Here is a 15,275-nt window from a genome sequence, read left to right as displayed (position 1 = left end):
GCCCGCCGGCCGTGCGTGTTCGCTGGTGGAAATAGCTGCGCTATTCCCTTCCGCTCACACGCAAAGAAAAAGGGAGGCCGGCGAACCGACCTCCCCAAATCTTTCAGTCGTTGGAGACTTACTGACCCGAAGACGGGCCGTAGGTGATCTCCACGCGACGGTTCTGGACCTCGCGGACGCCATCGGCGGTCTCGACACGCGGACGGCTCTCGCCGAACGCCTGCTCGCTGATGACACCATCCGGAACCGAATGGGCGACCATGTAAGCCTTCACCGCGTCGGCACGACGCTGCGAGAGGCCGACATTGTACTTGGCCGAACCCGAACGGTCCGCGTGACCCGCCAGCATGACCTGGGCATTGCCGCAGTTCGCGTACTGGCTGATCGCGTTGTCGAGGATCGACGCCGCTTCCGGCGTGATATCCGACTTGTCCCACTCGAAGAACACGATGAACGGTCCCGGCGAGCAGACCACGGCCGGCGGAGGCGGCGGCGCCGGCGGTTCCGGCGGCGGAGGAGGCGGAGGCGGAGGCGGCGGCGGCGGAGGCGGCGCCGGCGGTTCGCCGAAGTTGTAGGTGAAGCCGCCCAGGATGCTGTGCGTACGGAAGCGTCCGTCCAGCGTCCGGCCGGTCACGTCGACCAGCTTGACGTTCTCGGCGTTGAAGAAGCGATACTTCAGCGACGCGTCGATATGGTTGGTGATCGGCGCACGGATACCCGCAATCGCCTGCCACGCGAACACCGTGTCCGAATCGTTCAGGAACGAGCCGTAGGTGTTGAGCGCGTACTTGTCGGCCTTGACGCGAGCGACACCGACACCGCCGCCGACGAAGCCCTGCAGGCCATCATCGTCGCCGAAGTCGAGCATGCCGTTCAGCATGAAGCTCAACGCGGTGGTCTTGCCCCCGGCATAGCTATAGCTGCCGGCGTTCGACTGAACCAGAGCGCCAGCGCTGTTATACGCCGGAATGCGAAGGCTCGAGCTGATCGCGTCGACATTGGCGGACTTGTACGAAACTTCGGTTTCGACGCGGAACATACCGAAGTCGTAACCGACCTGGCCACCGACGTCATAACCGTAGTTATGGTCGATCTTCATGGCGTCTGGCGCCGCACCGATGTCGAAGTGAATGTCTTCGACAATCATCGCGCCGCCTTCGACGCCAACATACCACGCCTTATCGCGCGCAAGCGCGGGCGTCGCAAGTGCGGTTGAAGCGAGCGCCACGGCAATGGCAAGCTTGCGCATCTGTATCCCCTTTCACGGTTGTCACTACGGACAGCGCAAACTCCCTACCCAAAGGTTCGTTTCCACGCAAGCGAAACAAAGCTGATCCGCTGTGGCGGCGGAGCAACACTTTTACCCGGTTTTCCGTCGGTTTCGGGTTTCCCGCCCGCTTGGCGGCACGGCGGAAAGAGCGGTGCGACCATCGTCCGCCAACCGCCTGCGACGGACGGCGCCAACAGCGCGATCAGCCCGGCCAGGATCGCGCATCCCACGCTTGCCGAGTTCGCCTTTTGGGCGCAAATATTGGCGATGGCGGCAGCGCCCGATTATTACGCGATGCTCGGCGTAACGCCCGACGCGGACCACGCCGTGATCCGCGCCGCGTGGAAGGCGCTGTTGCGCAAATACCATCCCGATACCGCGCATGGCGTGCCCGACGCCGACGACCGTACCCGCGCGTTCAACGCGGCCTGGGCGGTATTGGGCAATAACAACCGCCGTATCGCCTATGACCTGCAACGCGCGGCACCGCCCGATGACGAGACGCGACCCGGCTGGGCGTCGCCCTATCCGATGCCGCCGCGCCGCGGAGCCGGCACCACGCTGGTGCTGATCCTCGCCTTTGTCGGGTTGCCGGCGGTCGCGATCACTCTGCCCGGCGTGCCCGGACAGGTCGCGGCGATGCTGCCGGGGGGCGATAGCGGGTCGGCCGCGAGCTTCGCGCGGTCGAGTTTCCGCCAGGTGCGGCGCCTGCTCACGCCCGCCGGATTCGGGGCCGGCAGCGCTGCCGCGAGTCCGGCTATCCCGACGTCGGCAGCGACATCGCCGCCGACCCCGGTCGCCGCGCCGCAGATCGACCACGCGACCATCCGCCTTGCCGTCCGCCAATATAGCCGCGTCGTCCGCCGCGACGGCCAGCAAGGAATCGCTGCTTATAGCCGCGGCTGCGCCCAGCGCGCGGCCAGCCTGGCACGGTGGGAATCGGACGATTTCTGCGCTGCCTTCGACATGGCCGCCGGGCGCGATACGACAGCATCGGCGGCGCGCTACGTCCGGCTCGGCATCCCAGCCACGGCCGCGACGACGCGCCTTGGGCAAATCCGCGCCCAGCTTCACCGAACAGCCTCGTTCCCCAAGCGGCAGTAACCCGTAGCCGGCCCGCGATCAGGCCGGTCGAGGTGCCGCGATCGCCTGGTCCGCTACCCCCGCCCAGGCCGCGATCTCGTCGTTGAAATGCCGCGTCACGATGAGCTCGCCGGCCAAAGCGCGGTCGAGATCGACGTCGGCCGACCCTTCCCATTCGTAAGTGGCATTGCCCGATAGCCGGACCATGCCGTCGGGATCGGCACAGGCCCTGATCAACCCGCCCGCGTTCCAGACGGTGATTTCGGTATCGAAGCGCGCGCGTTCGGTCAGGCAGGCGGCGAAGGTCGAGGCCGCCATCGCGCTGCCGCAACTGTCGGTCAGCCCGACACCGCGTTCGAACGTGCGGACGAACAGGCCGCCGGGACGCGTTTCGACGAAGCTGACATTGGCGCGGTTGGGCAGCCAGTCGGGCGCCGATTCGCACAGCTGACCGACCGCCACGAGTTCCTGCTCATCGACCGCGTCGACGAACGCGATCAGATGCGGGTTGGGAATCGAGACCGCGGTGAACGGCCGATCGCTGGGCAATCCGGGAATCGCCATCTGGACATTCTGTTGCCGGTCGATCGTCATCGGCCAGTCGACGATATCGAGCGATGCCGGACCGGCCAGTTCGCGAACCGTCACCACGCCCGGCGCAAGATCGGGATCGCGCGTCACCTCGACGACCGAGGTCTTGAGATGGACGTGCGCATGGTCGATCCCCAGCGCATCGAACCCGGCGCGGGCGACGCAGCGCAGCCCGTTGAGACAAGTCTCAGCCTCCGACCCGTCGCTGTTGAACATGCGGAAGCCGAAATCGTGCCGCGCATCGCCCGCGGTCAGCAGCAGCAAGCCGTCGCCGCCGACCGGCCCGCGCCGATCGGCCAGCGCGCGAGCGACCTGGGCCCAGGCAGCGTCGGGCAATTCGATGGCACGCGCATCGATCATCGGGAAATCGTTGCCCGAACCATGGCATTTGACGAACGCGAACCGCATCGCCGCGCTGTAGCGCCGTCTCGCGCGCGGTTCAAACCATCGCGTGCCGGCATGGCGCATTCACCCCTTGCCGCGCGACACGGCGCACGACATGTTGCCGGCGGGGAAAGCGGGGGCCGCGCATGATATCGTCGACATGGCGAGACGAAGGTCTCGACGAATGGGAAGCCGCACTCGAGCAATCCGATGGCCGTCCGTGGATCGCCATGCTGGCGGGGGCCGGCGCGATCCTGCTGATCGCGATCGTCGCGATCAACCTGTCGCCGGTCGACCTATCGACGCATAGCGCGGGCGCGCTCGCGGTAGCGACGATATTGGCGGCACTGGTCTGGGGCGGCGCCTGGTTCCTGACGCTCCGCCACGCCACGACGGGCTGGAAAATCGGCGTAGCGGCGGTCCTATGGGGCATCGCCCTGCTCACCGTTGCCGCCGCGATCGCCTTTGACACGATCGCGCTGCGGATGGACGCCGCCAACGTCCGGCGAATCCGTATCGACGAGACCGGCGAGCCCCGCCTGCCACCGGGCATGGCGGTCGGCCCGATCACGCGGACGATGTTCGATTTCCTCCGCGACATGACCTCCGAACGGCACCAGCGCGAGGCGATGTTCCAGGTGATGGGCATGGATCGGCTGCACGACGCCTATATGGTCAGCAACACGCCGGCGATGCTCAAGGATTGCGCGAGATTTGTTCGGGTCGAACCGAAAATCGACCAGTCGGATCGCCGCGTGACCGCGGCGATCGCGCGGGTCCACACGCGGCTGGGCGAGATCGTCAAGGACGAGGCGACCCGGCGCGAGTTGATCAAGGCGTTCGACAAGGGACTGGACAGCAATCTGGCCAATTCGCGCCGGTCGAGCGAATTGCAGCGCCAGCAACTCGAGATCGGCGGCCGGTTGTGCACGTTCCTCGCGACGCATCGCTGGAAAGCGGTCGGCGGCCAGTTCATGTTCTACAATCAGGGCGATGTCGGCACGTTCAACCGAACGATCACCGATTGGAACGATGCGGTCAGGGAGCAAACCGCATTGGTCGCCAACGCGCGCCGCAAGATGACCGAGACCGGATTGCTCGACAGCCGGTCGCGCTTCTGACCGGCGCCCTTCGGCGCCTCAGGGCGCGGAGTCGCCGCCATCCTTGTCCGCCGGGGGCGAGCCGTTGCCGGTGGCGTCGCCGCGCGACCAACCTCTGCCGCCTCTCCGCTTGCCCTTGCCGCCGAACTGGCCCGCCGCCGGCGCGCTCAATTTGGGAAGTTCGGCGCGGGTGAGTTTGCCGTCATGCTTGGTGTCGAGCATCGCGAAGCGATCCGCCGCGGCGTCACGGAACTCCTTGGGATCGACCCCACGGTTGAAATTGGTGTCGGCAACGGTGACCGGCTCGGGATAATCGAAGAACGAGAAGCGCGCCGCGCCGCGTTTGACGTCGGAATAACGTGGCTGCGCGTCGCTGCTGCTCGATTGGGCGTCGCCGCCACCACCGCCACCGCCCATGCGACCGCCGCCGCGGCCTCCACCCCCACCACCACCGCCATGTCGGCCGCCACCGCCGCCGCGACGCGCACCGCCGCTCGGCCGGCCGGCGGCCATGCCGCCTTCACCGCCGGTACGGATTTCGGGGGCGAGCACGGTCTCGTAATAGTCGATATCGTCGGGATCGATCTCGCCGTCATGCCCGCGATCGAGCCGCAGGAAGAAGCGGTCCGCGTCGGCGGTGAACTCGGCGAGCGTCACCACGCCGTCATGATTGGTGTCGGCGCCGTCGAACCACATTCCCACAGGATCGGGGCCGCGAAACGGCTCGCCCATCGGGCTGATGAACAGCCGGCCGCGCGGGCGGTCCTGCGGGGCGGCGGCAGGCTTGTCGTCGTCCGGCAGCTTACCGGCCAAAGGCGGTATCGGTGGCACCGCCTGCCCGCCCGCCATCAACATCAATCCCAACCAGAAACCCATCGCCGATACTCCGCCCCGACCCTCAAGGGCGGGACGCTAGGCGCGCTTTGTCGCACAACTATGTCGGGCCGCAACGGCCGCGCCGGCGCCGGCGCAGCTGGTCAGTCGGCAAACAGCAGGACCGGCGTCTCGAGATATTTGCGCACCGCCTGGACGTAGCTCGCCGCATCCCAGCCATCGACGACACGGTGGTCGCAGCTGATCGACAGGTTCATCAGCTTGGCGCGGACGATGTCGTCGCCACGGAATACCGGGCGCTCGACGATCTTGTTGGGACCGATGATCGCCACTTCGGGTCGGTTGATCACCGGCGTCGTCGCGATGCCGCCCAACGGCCCGAGCGAGGTCACGGTGATCGTGCCGCCGCCCATTTCGTCAGGCTTGAGCTTGTTGGCGCGCGCGGCCTCGGCCAGCCGCGTGATCTCGGTCGCGAGCTGCCACACGTTCCTGTCCTGCGCATCGCGGATGACGGGAACGGTGAGCCCGGCATCGGTTTGCGTCGCCATGCCGAGATGGACCCGGCCCGAGCGCGTCACCACGCCGGCTTCGTCGTCGTAGCGCGCATTGAGCATCGGGAAATCGGGTAGGGTGCGGCAAATGGCGACGATCAGGAACGGCAGCATGGTGAGCTTGGGCCGCCCCCCGCGATTGGCGTTGAGGTCGGCGCGCATGTCCTCGAGCGCGGTCACGTCGATCTCGTCGACATACGTGAAATGCGGGATGTTGCGCTTGGCCGCCTGCATGTTCTCGGCAATGCGGCGGCGCATGCCGATGACCTTGATCACCTCGTCCTCGCGCGCGCGGCTCGCGTGCGGGGCATGATAGCCCTGGCCCGAGCCGTAGCGCAGGAAGGCGTCGAGATCGGCGTGGCGGATGCGGTCGCCGTCGGTTTTTACCTGGGAAAGGTCGACGCCGAGGTCTTTGGCGCGCTGGCGGACCGCGGGGGTGGCGAGGACCTTCTCCCTCTCCCCTTGTGGGAGAGGGAGGGAGCCGCCGGAGGCGGCGGAAGGGTGAGGGGGAGTGCTGGGCGAGACGGACGCGGAGTCCCCCTCACCCTTCCCACTCGCTGACGCGAGCGGGCCCCTTCCCCCTCCCACAAGGGGAGAGGGAGATTCGGTTTCGTAGGCCGGCGTCTCGCCCTCAGCATCCGCAAGACCCGGCGTCTCCGCCTCGATCTCTTCCGCGACTTCCTCGGCCTTTGTCTCGGGCTGGGCACTGGCCTCCCCCACGGTCTCGATCACCACCAGCGTCGAGCCGATCGGGATCTGATCCCCGACCTCGCCCGCCAAGGACACGACGGTCCCCGAGACCGGGCTCTCCATCTCGACCGTCGCCTTGTCGGTCATCATGTCGGCGAGCTGCTGGTCTTCCTCGACCGCATCGCCGACCTTGACGTGCCAGGCGACGATCTCGGCTTCTGCGATGCCTTCACCGATGTCGGGCAAGCGAAATTCAAACCGGGCCATTCGGATCAGTCCTTCATGATCTTTTTGAGCGCCTGTCCGATACGGACGGGGCCGGGAAAATAGGCCCATTCGAGGCTGTGGGGGTAAGGCGTGTCGAACCCGGTGACGCGTTCGATCGGTGCCTCGAGATGATAGAAACAACGTTCCTGGACCAGCGCCGACAATTCGGCGCCGAAGCCCGAGGTGCGCGTCGCTTCGTGGACGATCATGCAGCGGCCGGTCTTCTTGACCGACTCCTCGATCGCCTCGATGTCGAGCGGGACCAGCGTGCGCAGATCGAGAATCTCGGCGTCCACGCCGGCTTCCTCGATCACGGCCCGGCAAACATGGACCATCGTGCCGTAGCAGAGGATAGTCAGCGCCTCGCCAGCGCGGACGACGTTCGCCTTGCCCAGCGGCACCTTGTAATAGCCTTCGGGCACCTCGCCGCCGGGATGTTTCGACCAATTCTCCGCCGGACGATCCCAATGGCCGTTGAACGGGCCGTTATAGATACGCTTGGGCTCGAAGAAGATCGTCGGATCATTGTCCTCGATCGCCGCGATCAGCAGGCCCTTGGCGTCGTACGGCGTCGCCGGGATCACCGTCTTCACGCCCGAGACGTGGGTGAAGATGCCCTCGGGCGATTGCGAGTGCGTCTGCCCACCGAAGATGCCACCGCCATAAGGCGAGCGGATCGTCATCGGCGCGATGAACTCGCCCGCCGAGCGATAGCGCAGCCGCGCCGCTTCCGACACGAGCTGGTCGAGCGCGGGATAGATATAGTCGGCGAACTGGATCTCCGGCACCGGGCGCAGGCCATAAGCGCCCATCCCGACCGCGACGCCGATGATGCCACATTCGGTGATCGGCGTGTCGAACACGCGTGTCTTGCCGTGCTTCTTCTGCAGCCCGGCGGTGGCGCGGAACACGCCGCCGAAATAGCCGACATCCTCGCCCATCACGATCACGCTGGGGTCGCGCGCCATCATCACGTCGAGCGCCGAGTTGATCGCCTGGATCATGTTCATGCGCGAGGTGGTGCCGGTATCGGCCGCGCCCGCTTCGGTTTCGATGACGTCGCTCACCAGACCAACTCCGTCACCCCAGCGAACGCTGGGGTCTCGTGAAAATAGAGCGTGCGCATGCCGCACGAGATCCCTGCTTTCGCAGGGATGACGGCGTTGCTGCTGAAGCAGATCACTTGCGTGCCCATGGCCGCCCCGATGCTTCTTCTTCGCTCATCATCTGCTGCTGCTGCTCGCGCAGATGCCATGGCATTTCCTCGAACACGCCGTCGAACAAGGTATCGAGCGGCTGGTGCAGGCCGTGGCCGAGGATGCCGTTCTTCTCGGCCTCCTTTTGCGCGTCGCGCACCATTTCGGCGAGCTCCTTGTCCTGCGCGACATGGCGCTCCTCGTCCCATTCGCCGATCGCGATGAGATGGTCCTTGAGCCGCGTGACGGGATCGCCGAGCGGCCAGGCCGTCGGCTCGCCTGCCGAGCGATATTGCGTCGGGTCGTCCGAGGTCGAATGGCCTTCGGCACGATAGGTGAAATGCTCGATCAAGGTCGGGCCCTGGTTGGTCCGCGCGCGCTCCGCTGCCCAGGACATCGCGGCATAGACCGCGAGCGCATCGTTGCCGTCGACGCGCAGGCCGGCAATGCCATAGCCGATCGCGCGCGCGGCGAAGGTGGTCGCTTCCGCCCCGGCGAATCCCGAGAACGAGCTGATCGCCCATTGGTTGTTGACGACGTTGAAGATGACCGGCGCGCGATAGACCGTCGCGAAGGTCAGCGCCGAGTGGAAGTCGCCTTCCGCGGTCGACCCTTCGCCGCACCAGGTCGAGGCGATCCGCGTGTCGCCGCGCGACGCCGAGGCCATCGCCCAGCCGACCGCTTGCGGATATTGCGTGGTGAGATTGCCGGAGATCGAGAAGAAGCTGAACCGCCGCTCCGAATACATGATCGGCAGCTGCTTGCCCTGCAGCTTGTCGCCATTGTTCGAATAGATCTGGTTCATCATGTCGACCAGCGGACAACCGCGCGAGATCAGGATGCCCTGTTGGCGGTAGCTCGGGAAGCACATGTCGTCATCGGCGAGCGCCGCGGCGGCGCCGATCGACACCGCTTCCTCGCCCAAGCTCTTCATGTAGAAGCTGGTCTTGCCCTGGCGCTGGGCGCGGAACATGCGCTCGTCGAACGCGCGGACCAATGCCATGTTGCGGAGCATGCGGCGCAGCGCGTCGGGCGAAAGCTTGGGGTCCCAGGGACCGACCGCGCGATTATCCTCATCGAGCACGCGGACCATGGTGTAGGCGAGGTCGGTGAAATCCTGCGCCTTGTCGGCGGTATCAGGCCGCCGCACCGATCCCGCGGGAGGCACGTCGACTTCGCCGAAATCGACCGTGTCGCCGGGGCGGAATTTGGGTTCCGGCACGTGCAGCGACAGGGGCTTCAAATTGGCGCGCGGATGATCGCTGGCCATGCTCTCTCCAGGTTCGACTCACCAGCCGCAACGCTCGGGCGCGGCCTTTGGCGCGTTGTTATAAAATTTCAACGGACTTGGCGAGTCTTGCGTGGCGCGGGTCGATGGTCCGCTCGGCGACCAAGCTGTGCCGAGCGGATTAGATGCTCGTCACTAGTACAAACTACCGTCACCCCAGCGAAAGCTGGGGTCTCAAGCGGTGGCGCGATGAGGCTGGAGACCCCAGCTTTCGCTGGGGTGACGGGAATTTCGCTGGGGCGACGGAATCTCGCTCGGGTGACGGAGTTATTCCACCGTCTGTTCGATCACCCCGAAGATCGGATGATGGCGGTCATCCTCTGCCCAGATGCGGACGGTATCGCCTTTCTTGAGGAACGGCGTTTTGGCCGCGCCGGTCTGTATCGTCTCGACGGTGCGCACCTCGGCTAGGCACGAATAACCGACCCCGCCATCGGCGATCGGTTTGCCCGGACCGCCATCCGCGTCGCGGTTGGAGACGGTACCCGACCCGATGATCGTCCCCGCCCCGAGGCGCCGCGTCTTGGCGGCGTGCGCGACCAGGGTACCGAAATCGAACGTCATGTCCTCGCCCGCCTCGGCACTGCCGAAGGGCTGGCCGTTGAGGTCGACCATCAATTTGCGATGGAGCTTGCCGTCCTGCCACCAATCGCCGAGCGAATCGGGCGTGACGAACACCGGGGAGAAAGCGCTGGCCGGTTTCGACTGGAAGAAGCCGAAGCCCTTGGCGAGTTCGCCCGGGATGAGGTTACGCAGTGACACGTCGTTGGTCAGCCCGACCAGCAGGATCGCGTCGAGCGCCTGGTCGCGCGTGGCGCCCAGTGGCACGTCGCCGGTCACCACCACGACCTCGGCCTCGAGGTCGCAGCCCCAGGCTTCGTCGGCGAGCGGGATCGGATCGCGCGGGCCGAGAAAACCGTCCGAACCGCCCTGGTACATCAAGGGATCGTGCCAGAAGGTCTCCGGCATCTCGGCGTTTCGTGCCTGTCGAACCAATGCAACATGGTTCACATAGGCCGAGCCGTCCGCCCATTGGTAGGCGCGCGGCAGCGGCGAGGCAGCGTCGTGCTCGTGGAAGCGCTGGCGCGGGATGACTTCGTGATCGAGGTCAGTCTGAAGATTCTGCAGATCGGGCGATAGCCGATCCCAATCGTCGAGCGCGGCTTGCAAGGTCGGCGCGATATGCCCGGCATCGGCATACCAGGCGAGGTCGGTCGACACGACGACCAGTTTGCCGTCACGGCCGTGCTTGAGGCTGGCGAGTTTCATGCGCTCTCCTGAAAACTTTGCCCATCCTTACCCGTTCGCTTCGAGCGAAGTCGAGAAGCCTTTGCTCCCCTCAACGGTGTCTCGGCGTCGTTCGACACGAACGGCGACGGTTGACGCCCGCGTAAACTGCCCGCACCTTGCCCAAAAGGTTGCAGGAGAGGACGTATCATGACCCCGGATTCGGTGCCCGGCCGCTTCGCCTATAACGAGGATCATGAGGCGTTCCGCCAGACCGTCCGTTCTTTCCTGCAGAAGGAAGGCGTGCCGCACGTCAACGAGTGGGAGCAGAACCGGCTGGTCCCGAAGGCCTTCTGGCGCAAGGCCGGCGAGATCGGGATGCTGTGCCCGACCGTTCCCGAGGCTTATGGCGGGCTGGGACTCGATTTCGGCTATAACGCGATCGTCGATGAGGAGATGTCCTATATCGGCGTTCCCGCCGGCTTCTCGCTGCAATCCGACATCGTGTGCGGCTATCTCGAAGCTTATGGTTCGGAGGAGCAGAAGGCGCAGTGGCTGCCGCGCCTCGTGTCGGGCGAGACGATCACCGCGATCGCGATGACCGAGCCGGGCACCGGCAGCGATCTCCAGGCGATCCGCACCTCGGCCAAGAAGGACGGCAACCATTATGTCGTCAACGGCAGCAAGACCTACATCACCAACGGCCAGAATGCCGACCTGGTATTGGTCGTCGCCAAAACCGATCCGGACATCCAGCCGGCCTATAAAGGCATGTCGATCATCCTGATCGAGGCCGATCGCGAAGGCTTCAAGCGCGGGCGCAAGCTCGACAAGATCGGCCAGGACGCCGCCGACACCTCCGAGTTGTTCTTCGAGGATGTGCGCGTGCCGATGACCAATTGCCTGGGCGAGGAAGGCAAGGGCTTCATCTACCTGATGAGCCAGCTGCCGCAGGAACGGCTGTCGATCGCGATCGGGACGCAGGCATCGGCGCAAAAGGCGTTCGACGAAACGGTCGAGTTCACCAAGACGCGCAAGGCGTTCGCCGGGATGGTGTTCGATTTCCAGAATACGCGGTTCGTGCTCGCCGACCTCAAGGCCAAGCTCCAGGTCGGCTGGGCGCATCTCGATTGGGCGATCCAGCGGCATCTCAAGGGCGAACTGACTCCGACCGAAGGCGCGGCGGCCAAACTCTGGCACACCGAGCTGCAATGGGAGGTCATGGACAAGTGCCTCCAGCTGCATGGCGGTGCGGGCTATATGAACGAATATCCGATCGCGCGGATGTGGCGCGCGGCGCGGGTGTCGCGCATCTATGGCGGGACCAACGAGATCATGAAGGAGCTGATCGGGCGATCGCTGTAAAGCGACCGTCCGCGCTCCGAGGGTTACGAGCCGCACCTCGGCTTTGCCGAAATTCCCGCTTCGACAGGAACGGCGATTATTTCGCCCTGCCCCCTTGACGCTCCATACCCGATCTTCCAATCGCATTCCCAAGAAGCCGTAGCGTCAGGAAAGAAGCGCGGTAACTGGGAGAGTCGGATGCCAGCCTTCCGTACCCGAGGTTCCGAGCAGTGACCGCTTGGACCTATGCCAATGTCTGGGAAGCGGTTGCCGCGGCGATCCCCGACGAGCCCGCGATCGTCCAGGGCGACCGCGTCGTTAGCTTCGCCGCATTCGATACCGCCGCCGATGCGCTCGCCGCGCACTTCCTTGCCGCCGGGCTGACGCATCAGTCGAAGGTCGCGGTCTACACGACCAATTGCCCCGAATATCTCATCGCCTGCTTCGCCGCGTTCAAGGCAGGGCTGGCGCCGTTCAACGTCAATTACCGCTACGGGCCCGAGGAGGTCCGCTATCTGCTCGACAATGGCGATGCCGAGGCGGTGGTGTTCGAGGCGGGGTTCGCGCCGTTGCTCGACCGCGTGCGCGGACAGATGCCAGGCGTGAAGAGCTGGATCGCCGTCGCGCGCGCCGGTGAGGCGGTGCCCGATTGGGCGCAGGATTTCGCCACCCTCGCCGCCGCCGTTCCGGACCAGTGTCCGGTCGTCGCACCTTGGGGACGCCATGACGAGGATCTGCTGCTGATCTTCACCGGCGGCACCACCGGCATGCCCAAAGCGGTGATGTGGCGGCAAGGCGACCTGTTCGCCAAGGGTGGCTACGGTGCGAATCCCCTGCTCGGCATCCCGCCGCTCGACCGACCCGAGGATGCCGGGCCGCGCGCACTCGTCACGCCGATCAAGCCGCGCTCGCTGATCGCGCCGCCACTGATGCACGCGACCGGGCTGATCGCCGCGTTCGGCGCGCTCGGCTTTGGCGGCACGGTGATCCTGCTGCCCCATGGCAAGTTCGATCCCGAGGCGATGTGGGATTCGGTCGAACAGTGGCGCGCGACGCGGATCACGATCGTCGGCCAGCCCTTCGCCCAACCGTTGCTCGAAGCGCTCGACGCCAATCCGGGCCGTTGGGACCTGTCATCGGTGTTCGTGATCGGCTCATCGGGCGCGATGTGGAACCGCGAGAACAAGCTCGGGCTGATCCGCCACATTCTCCAGGTCCAACTGATGGATAGCTATTCTTCGTCCGAGGCGTTCGGCATGGGCATCTCCACCACCAACGCCAGCGGCGAGATCGCCACGGCGAGCTTCGCGCTCGGCCCTGATTGCGCGATCTTCACCGAAGATGGACGGCGGATCGAGCCGGGCTCGGGCGAAAGCGGCCGGCTCGCGGTCGGCGGACATATCCCGCTCGGCTATTACAAGGACCCGGCCAAGACCGAATCGACCTTCCCGACCTATGAAGGCAAGCGCTGGTCGATGCCGGGCGACTGGGCGACGGTCGATGCCGATGGCATTGTCCGGATCCTCGGCCGCGGCTCGCAATGCATCAATACCGGCGGCGAGAAGGTTTTCCCTGAGGAAGTCGAGGAAGCGTTGAAACGCCACCCGGCGGTGCGCGACGCGGCGGTGACCGGCGTGCCCGATATCCGCTTCGGCGAGCGCATCGTCGCATTGGTCGAGCCGCATTCGGGCGCAGCGGCCGACGAGGGCGAGTTGCGCGACCATGTGAAGGGGCAACTCGCGATCTACAAGGCTCCGCGCCATGTGCTGGTGGTCGACAGCGTGGCCCGCGCGCCCAACGGCAAGCTCGATTACAAGGCGGTCAAGGAGCGCGCGCTGGCGGCATTTGGGACAACATCGGGCGAGATACAGGGGGCGGCGTGAGCATCAGGAACAAAGCCTATATTTCCGGCGCGTACGAACATCCCACACGCCTGGCGCCGGACAAGTCGACGCCGCAGCTCCACGCCGAATGCACTACCGGGGCGCTCGCCGATGCCGGGCTCAGCCTCAAAGATATCGACGGCTATTTCTGCGCGGGCGACGCGCCGGGTTTTGGCGGCATGTCGATGGTCGATTATCTCGGCCTCGACGTCCGCCATGTCGATTCGACCGAAACCGGCGGCTCGTCCTACATCCTCCATGTCAGCCATGCCGCGCAGGCGATCGCGGCGGGCAAATGCTCGGTTGCATTGATCACGCTCGCCGGGCGCCCGAGATCGGAGCCGTTCGGGCGTCAGCTGGGCAATGCCCCCGAAGCGCCGTTCGAAGGCTGGGTCGGACAATCGACCCACAATAGCTACGGCATGTGCGCGGCGCGCCACATGCACGAGTACGGCACCACGTCGGAACAGCTTGCCTGGATCAAGGTCGCCGCCAGCACCCACGCGCAACATAATCCGCATGCGATGCTGCGCGACGTCGTCACGGTCGAGGATGTGGTCAATTCGCCGATGATCTCGGACCCGCTCCACCGGCTCGATTGCTGCGTGGTATCGGACGGCGGTGGCGCCTTGCTGGTGGTGTCGCCCGAGGTGGCGAAGTCGCTCAAGCGACCGCTGGTCGCGGTGCGCGGCGCGGGCGAACATGTGAAGGGCCCGCGCGGCGGGATGAACCTCGACCTCACGACGTCCGCGGCGGCGGTGTCGGGGCCGGCAGCGTTTGCCGAAGCAGGCGTGACGCCGGCCGACATCCAATATGCCTCGATCTACGACAGCTTCACCATCACCGTGCTGATCCAGCTCGAGGATCTGGGTTTCTGCAAGAAAGGCGAAGGCGGCCGTTTCGTCGCCGACGGCAACCTGATCTCGGGCAGCGGCAGATTGCCGTTCAACACCGATGGCGGCGGCTTGTGCAACAACCACCCGACCAATCGCGGCGGCATCACCAAGGTGATCGAGGCGGTACGCCAACTGCGCGGCGAAGCGCATCCGGCGGTGCAGGTGCCCGATTGCGGTCTCGCCGTTGCCACCGGCATCGGCGGTGCGCTCGGTGCGCGGCATGGCGCCGCCACGCTAATTCTGGAGCGGCAATGATGAGCGAGCCCCGCAAGATCCCCGCGCCCCAGCCCAATGTCGAGAACCAGCGCTTCTTCGACGCCGCGGCGCAAGGGAAGCTGCTGATCGGCCAGTGCGACGGCTGCGGCCAACCGCATTATTATCCGCGTGCTTTGTGTCCGTTCTGCCTGGCGGAAAGCCGCTGGGTGGAGAGTGCGGGGAAAGGTGCGATCTATTCGCTGTCGACCATGCGGCGCGGGGCCGGCGCGCCGTACACGCTGGCGTGGGTGACGCTGGACGAAGGACCGGCGGTGCTGACCAACATCGCGACCGAGGATCACGATGCGTTGAAGATCGGCCAGCGGGTGCGGGTGCAGTTCACGCCGACCGAGGGCGGCCCACCCGTCCCGATGTTCGCGCCTGATATGGAGTAGTGCCGGTGCCGCCTCTACTCC

Annotated in this window: 13 protein-coding genes; 6 read left to right on the top strand and 7 right to left on the bottom strand. The window is 65.8% G+C overall.

Annotated elements, in window-relative coordinates; all coding sequences use genetic code 11:
• Positions 1–118: 118 nt before the first annotated feature.
• The gene (locus tag AC1DQQ_RS17270) at positions 119–1,249 is read right to left on the bottom strand and encodes an OmpA family protein (RefSeq protein WP_478031889.1); all 1,131 of its coding nucleotides are present in this window, start codon (positions 1,247–1,249) and stop codon (positions 119–121) included.
• Positions 1,250–1,537: 288 nt separating this feature from the next.
• Between AC1DQQ_RS17270 and AC1DQQ_RS17265 the strand changes: the two genes are divergently transcribed.
• The gene (locus AC1DQQ_RS17265) at positions 1,538–2,374 is read left to right on the top strand and encodes a J domain-containing protein (protein WP_478046030.1); all 837 of its coding nucleotides are present in this window, start codon (positions 1,538–1,540) and stop codon (positions 2,372–2,374) included.
• 18 nt (positions 2,375–2,392) lie between these two features.
• Here AC1DQQ_RS17265 and dapF read toward each other — a convergent pair whose 3' ends face one another.
• Positions 2,393–3,352 carry a diaminopimelate epimerase gene (gene dapF / locus AC1DQQ_RS17260; RefSeq protein WP_478046028.1) on the bottom strand — a complete coding sequence of 320 codons (960 nt, stop codon included), beginning with the start codon at positions 3,350–3,352 and terminating at the stop codon, positions 2,393–2,395.
• A 122-nt stretch (positions 3,353–3,474) separates the two neighbouring features.
• Between dapF and AC1DQQ_RS17255 the strand changes: the two genes are divergently transcribed.
• The gene (locus AC1DQQ_RS17255; RefSeq protein WP_478046027.1) at positions 3,475–4,449 is read left to right on the top strand and encodes a hypothetical protein; all 975 of its coding nucleotides are present in this window, start codon (positions 3,475–3,477) and stop codon (positions 4,447–4,449) included.
• Positions 4,450–4,467: 18 nt separating this feature from the next.
• Here the strand turns inward: AC1DQQ_RS17255 and AC1DQQ_RS17250 are convergent, their stop codons facing one another.
• The 5 genes from AC1DQQ_RS17250 to AC1DQQ_RS17230 form a co-directional block, all read right to left on the bottom strand.
• The gene (locus AC1DQQ_RS17250) at positions 4,468–5,304 is read right to left on the bottom strand and encodes an EF-hand domain-containing protein (protein WP_478046026.1); all 837 of its coding nucleotides are present in this window, start codon (positions 5,302–5,304) and stop codon (positions 4,468–4,470) included.
• 101 nt (positions 5,305–5,405) lie between these two features.
• On the bottom strand, positions 5,406–6,770 hold the full coding sequence (locus AC1DQQ_RS17245) for a dihydrolipoamide acetyltransferase family protein (RefSeq protein WP_478042688.1): 1,365 nt from the start codon (positions 6,768–6,770) through the stop codon (positions 5,406–5,408).
• Between the two features lie 5 nt (positions 6,771–6,775).
• Positions 6,776–7,780: an alpha-ketoacid dehydrogenase subunit beta gene (locus AC1DQQ_RS17240; RefSeq protein WP_478032034.1), complete on the bottom strand. Its 1,005-nt coding sequence runs from the start codon at positions 7,778–7,780 to the stop codon at positions 6,776–6,778.
• 169 nt (positions 7,781–7,949) lie between these two features.
• On the bottom strand, positions 7,950–9,236 hold the full coding sequence (locus AC1DQQ_RS17235; protein WP_478046024.1) for a thiamine pyrophosphate-dependent enzyme: 1,287 nt from the start codon (positions 9,234–9,236) through the stop codon (positions 7,950–7,952).
• A 285-nt stretch (positions 9,237–9,521) separates the two neighbouring features.
• Positions 9,522–10,523, bottom strand: coding sequence for a fumarylacetoacetate hydrolase family protein (locus AC1DQQ_RS17230; protein WP_478046022.1), 1,002 nt, complete (start codon positions 10,521–10,523; stop codon positions 9,522–9,524).
• A gap of 168 nt (positions 10,524–10,691) precedes the next feature.
• Between AC1DQQ_RS17230 and AC1DQQ_RS17225 the strand changes: the two genes are divergently transcribed.
• The 4 genes from AC1DQQ_RS17225 (at position 10,692) to AC1DQQ_RS17210 (ending at position 15,254) form a co-directional block, all read left to right on the top strand.
• A complete protein-coding gene (locus AC1DQQ_RS17225; protein WP_478042690.1) occupies positions 10,692–11,846 on the top strand; it encodes an acyl-CoA dehydrogenase family protein in 1,155 nt (384 codons plus the stop codon).
• A 209-nt stretch (positions 11,847–12,055) separates the two neighbouring features.
• Entirely contained in the window at positions 12,056–13,708 is a 1,653-nt protein-coding gene (locus AC1DQQ_RS17220; RefSeq protein WP_478046020.1) for an AMP-binding protein, read from the top strand.
• Positions 13,705–14,859: a thiolase domain-containing protein gene (locus tag AC1DQQ_RS17215; RefSeq protein WP_478046018.1), complete on the top strand. Its 1,155-nt coding sequence runs from the start codon at positions 13,705–13,707 to the stop codon at positions 14,857–14,859. Before AC1DQQ_RS17220 ends, AC1DQQ_RS17215 begins: the two co-directional genes overlap by 4 nt.
• A complete protein-coding gene (locus AC1DQQ_RS17210; RefSeq protein WP_478046016.1) occupies positions 14,859–15,254 on the top strand; it encodes a Zn-ribbon domain-containing OB-fold protein in 396 nt (131 codons plus the stop codon). Before AC1DQQ_RS17215 ends, AC1DQQ_RS17210 begins: the two co-directional genes overlap by 1 nt.
• Positions 15,255–15,275 lie beyond the last annotated feature (21 nt).

The organism is Sphingomonas sp. P4_G3 (genome assembly GCF_056401105.1).
The sequence above is the reverse complement of the archived record's forward strand: the minus strand, read 5'-3'. Positions and strand labels throughout refer to the sequence as shown.

What these genes read in the sequence shown, in the direction of transcription:
- AC1DQQ_RS17270 (WP_478031889.1), bottom strand. Translation starts at nt 1,249, where the DNA reads ATGCGCAAGCTTGCCATTGCCGTGGCGCTCGCTTCAACCGCACTTGCG.
- AC1DQQ_RS17240 (WP_478032034.1), bottom strand. Translation starts at nt 7,780, where the DNA reads ATGAACATGATCCAGGCGATCAACTCGGCGCTCGACGTGATGATGGCG.
- AC1DQQ_RS17230 (WP_478046022.1), bottom strand. Translation starts at nt 10,523, where the DNA reads ATGAAACTCGCCAGCCTCAAGCACGGCCGTGACGGCAAACTGGTCGTC.
- AC1DQQ_RS17235 (WP_478046024.1), bottom strand. Translation starts at nt 9,236, where the DNA reads ATGGCCAGCGATCATCCGCGCGCCAATTTGAAGCCCCTGTCGCTGCAC.
- dapF (WP_478046028.1), bottom strand. Translation starts at nt 3,352, where the DNA reads ATGCGGTTCGCGTTCGTCAAATGCCATGGTTCGGGCAACGATTTCCCG.
- AC1DQQ_RS17250 (WP_478046026.1), bottom strand. Translation starts at nt 5,304, where the DNA reads ATGGGTTTCTGGTTGGGATTGATGTTGATGGCGGGCGGGCAGGCGGTG.
- AC1DQQ_RS17210 (WP_478046016.1), top strand. Translation starts at nt 14,859, where the DNA reads ATGAGCGAGCCCCGCAAGATCCCCGCGCCCCAGCCCAATGTCGAGAAC.
- AC1DQQ_RS17245 (WP_478042688.1), bottom strand. Translation starts at nt 6,770, where the DNA reads ATGGCCCGGTTTGAATTTCGCTTGCCCGACATCGGTGAAGGCATCGCA.
- AC1DQQ_RS17225 (WP_478042690.1), top strand. Translation starts at nt 10,692, where the DNA reads ATGACCCCGGATTCGGTGCCCGGCCGCTTCGCCTATAACGAGGATCAT.
- AC1DQQ_RS17265 (WP_478046030.1), top strand. Translation starts at nt 1,538, where the DNA reads ATGGCGGCAGCGCCCGATTATTACGCGATGCTCGGCGTAACGCCCGAC.
- AC1DQQ_RS17255 (WP_478046027.1), top strand. Translation starts at nt 3,475, where the DNA reads ATGATATCGTCGACATGGCGAGACGAAGGTCTCGACGAATGGGAAGCC.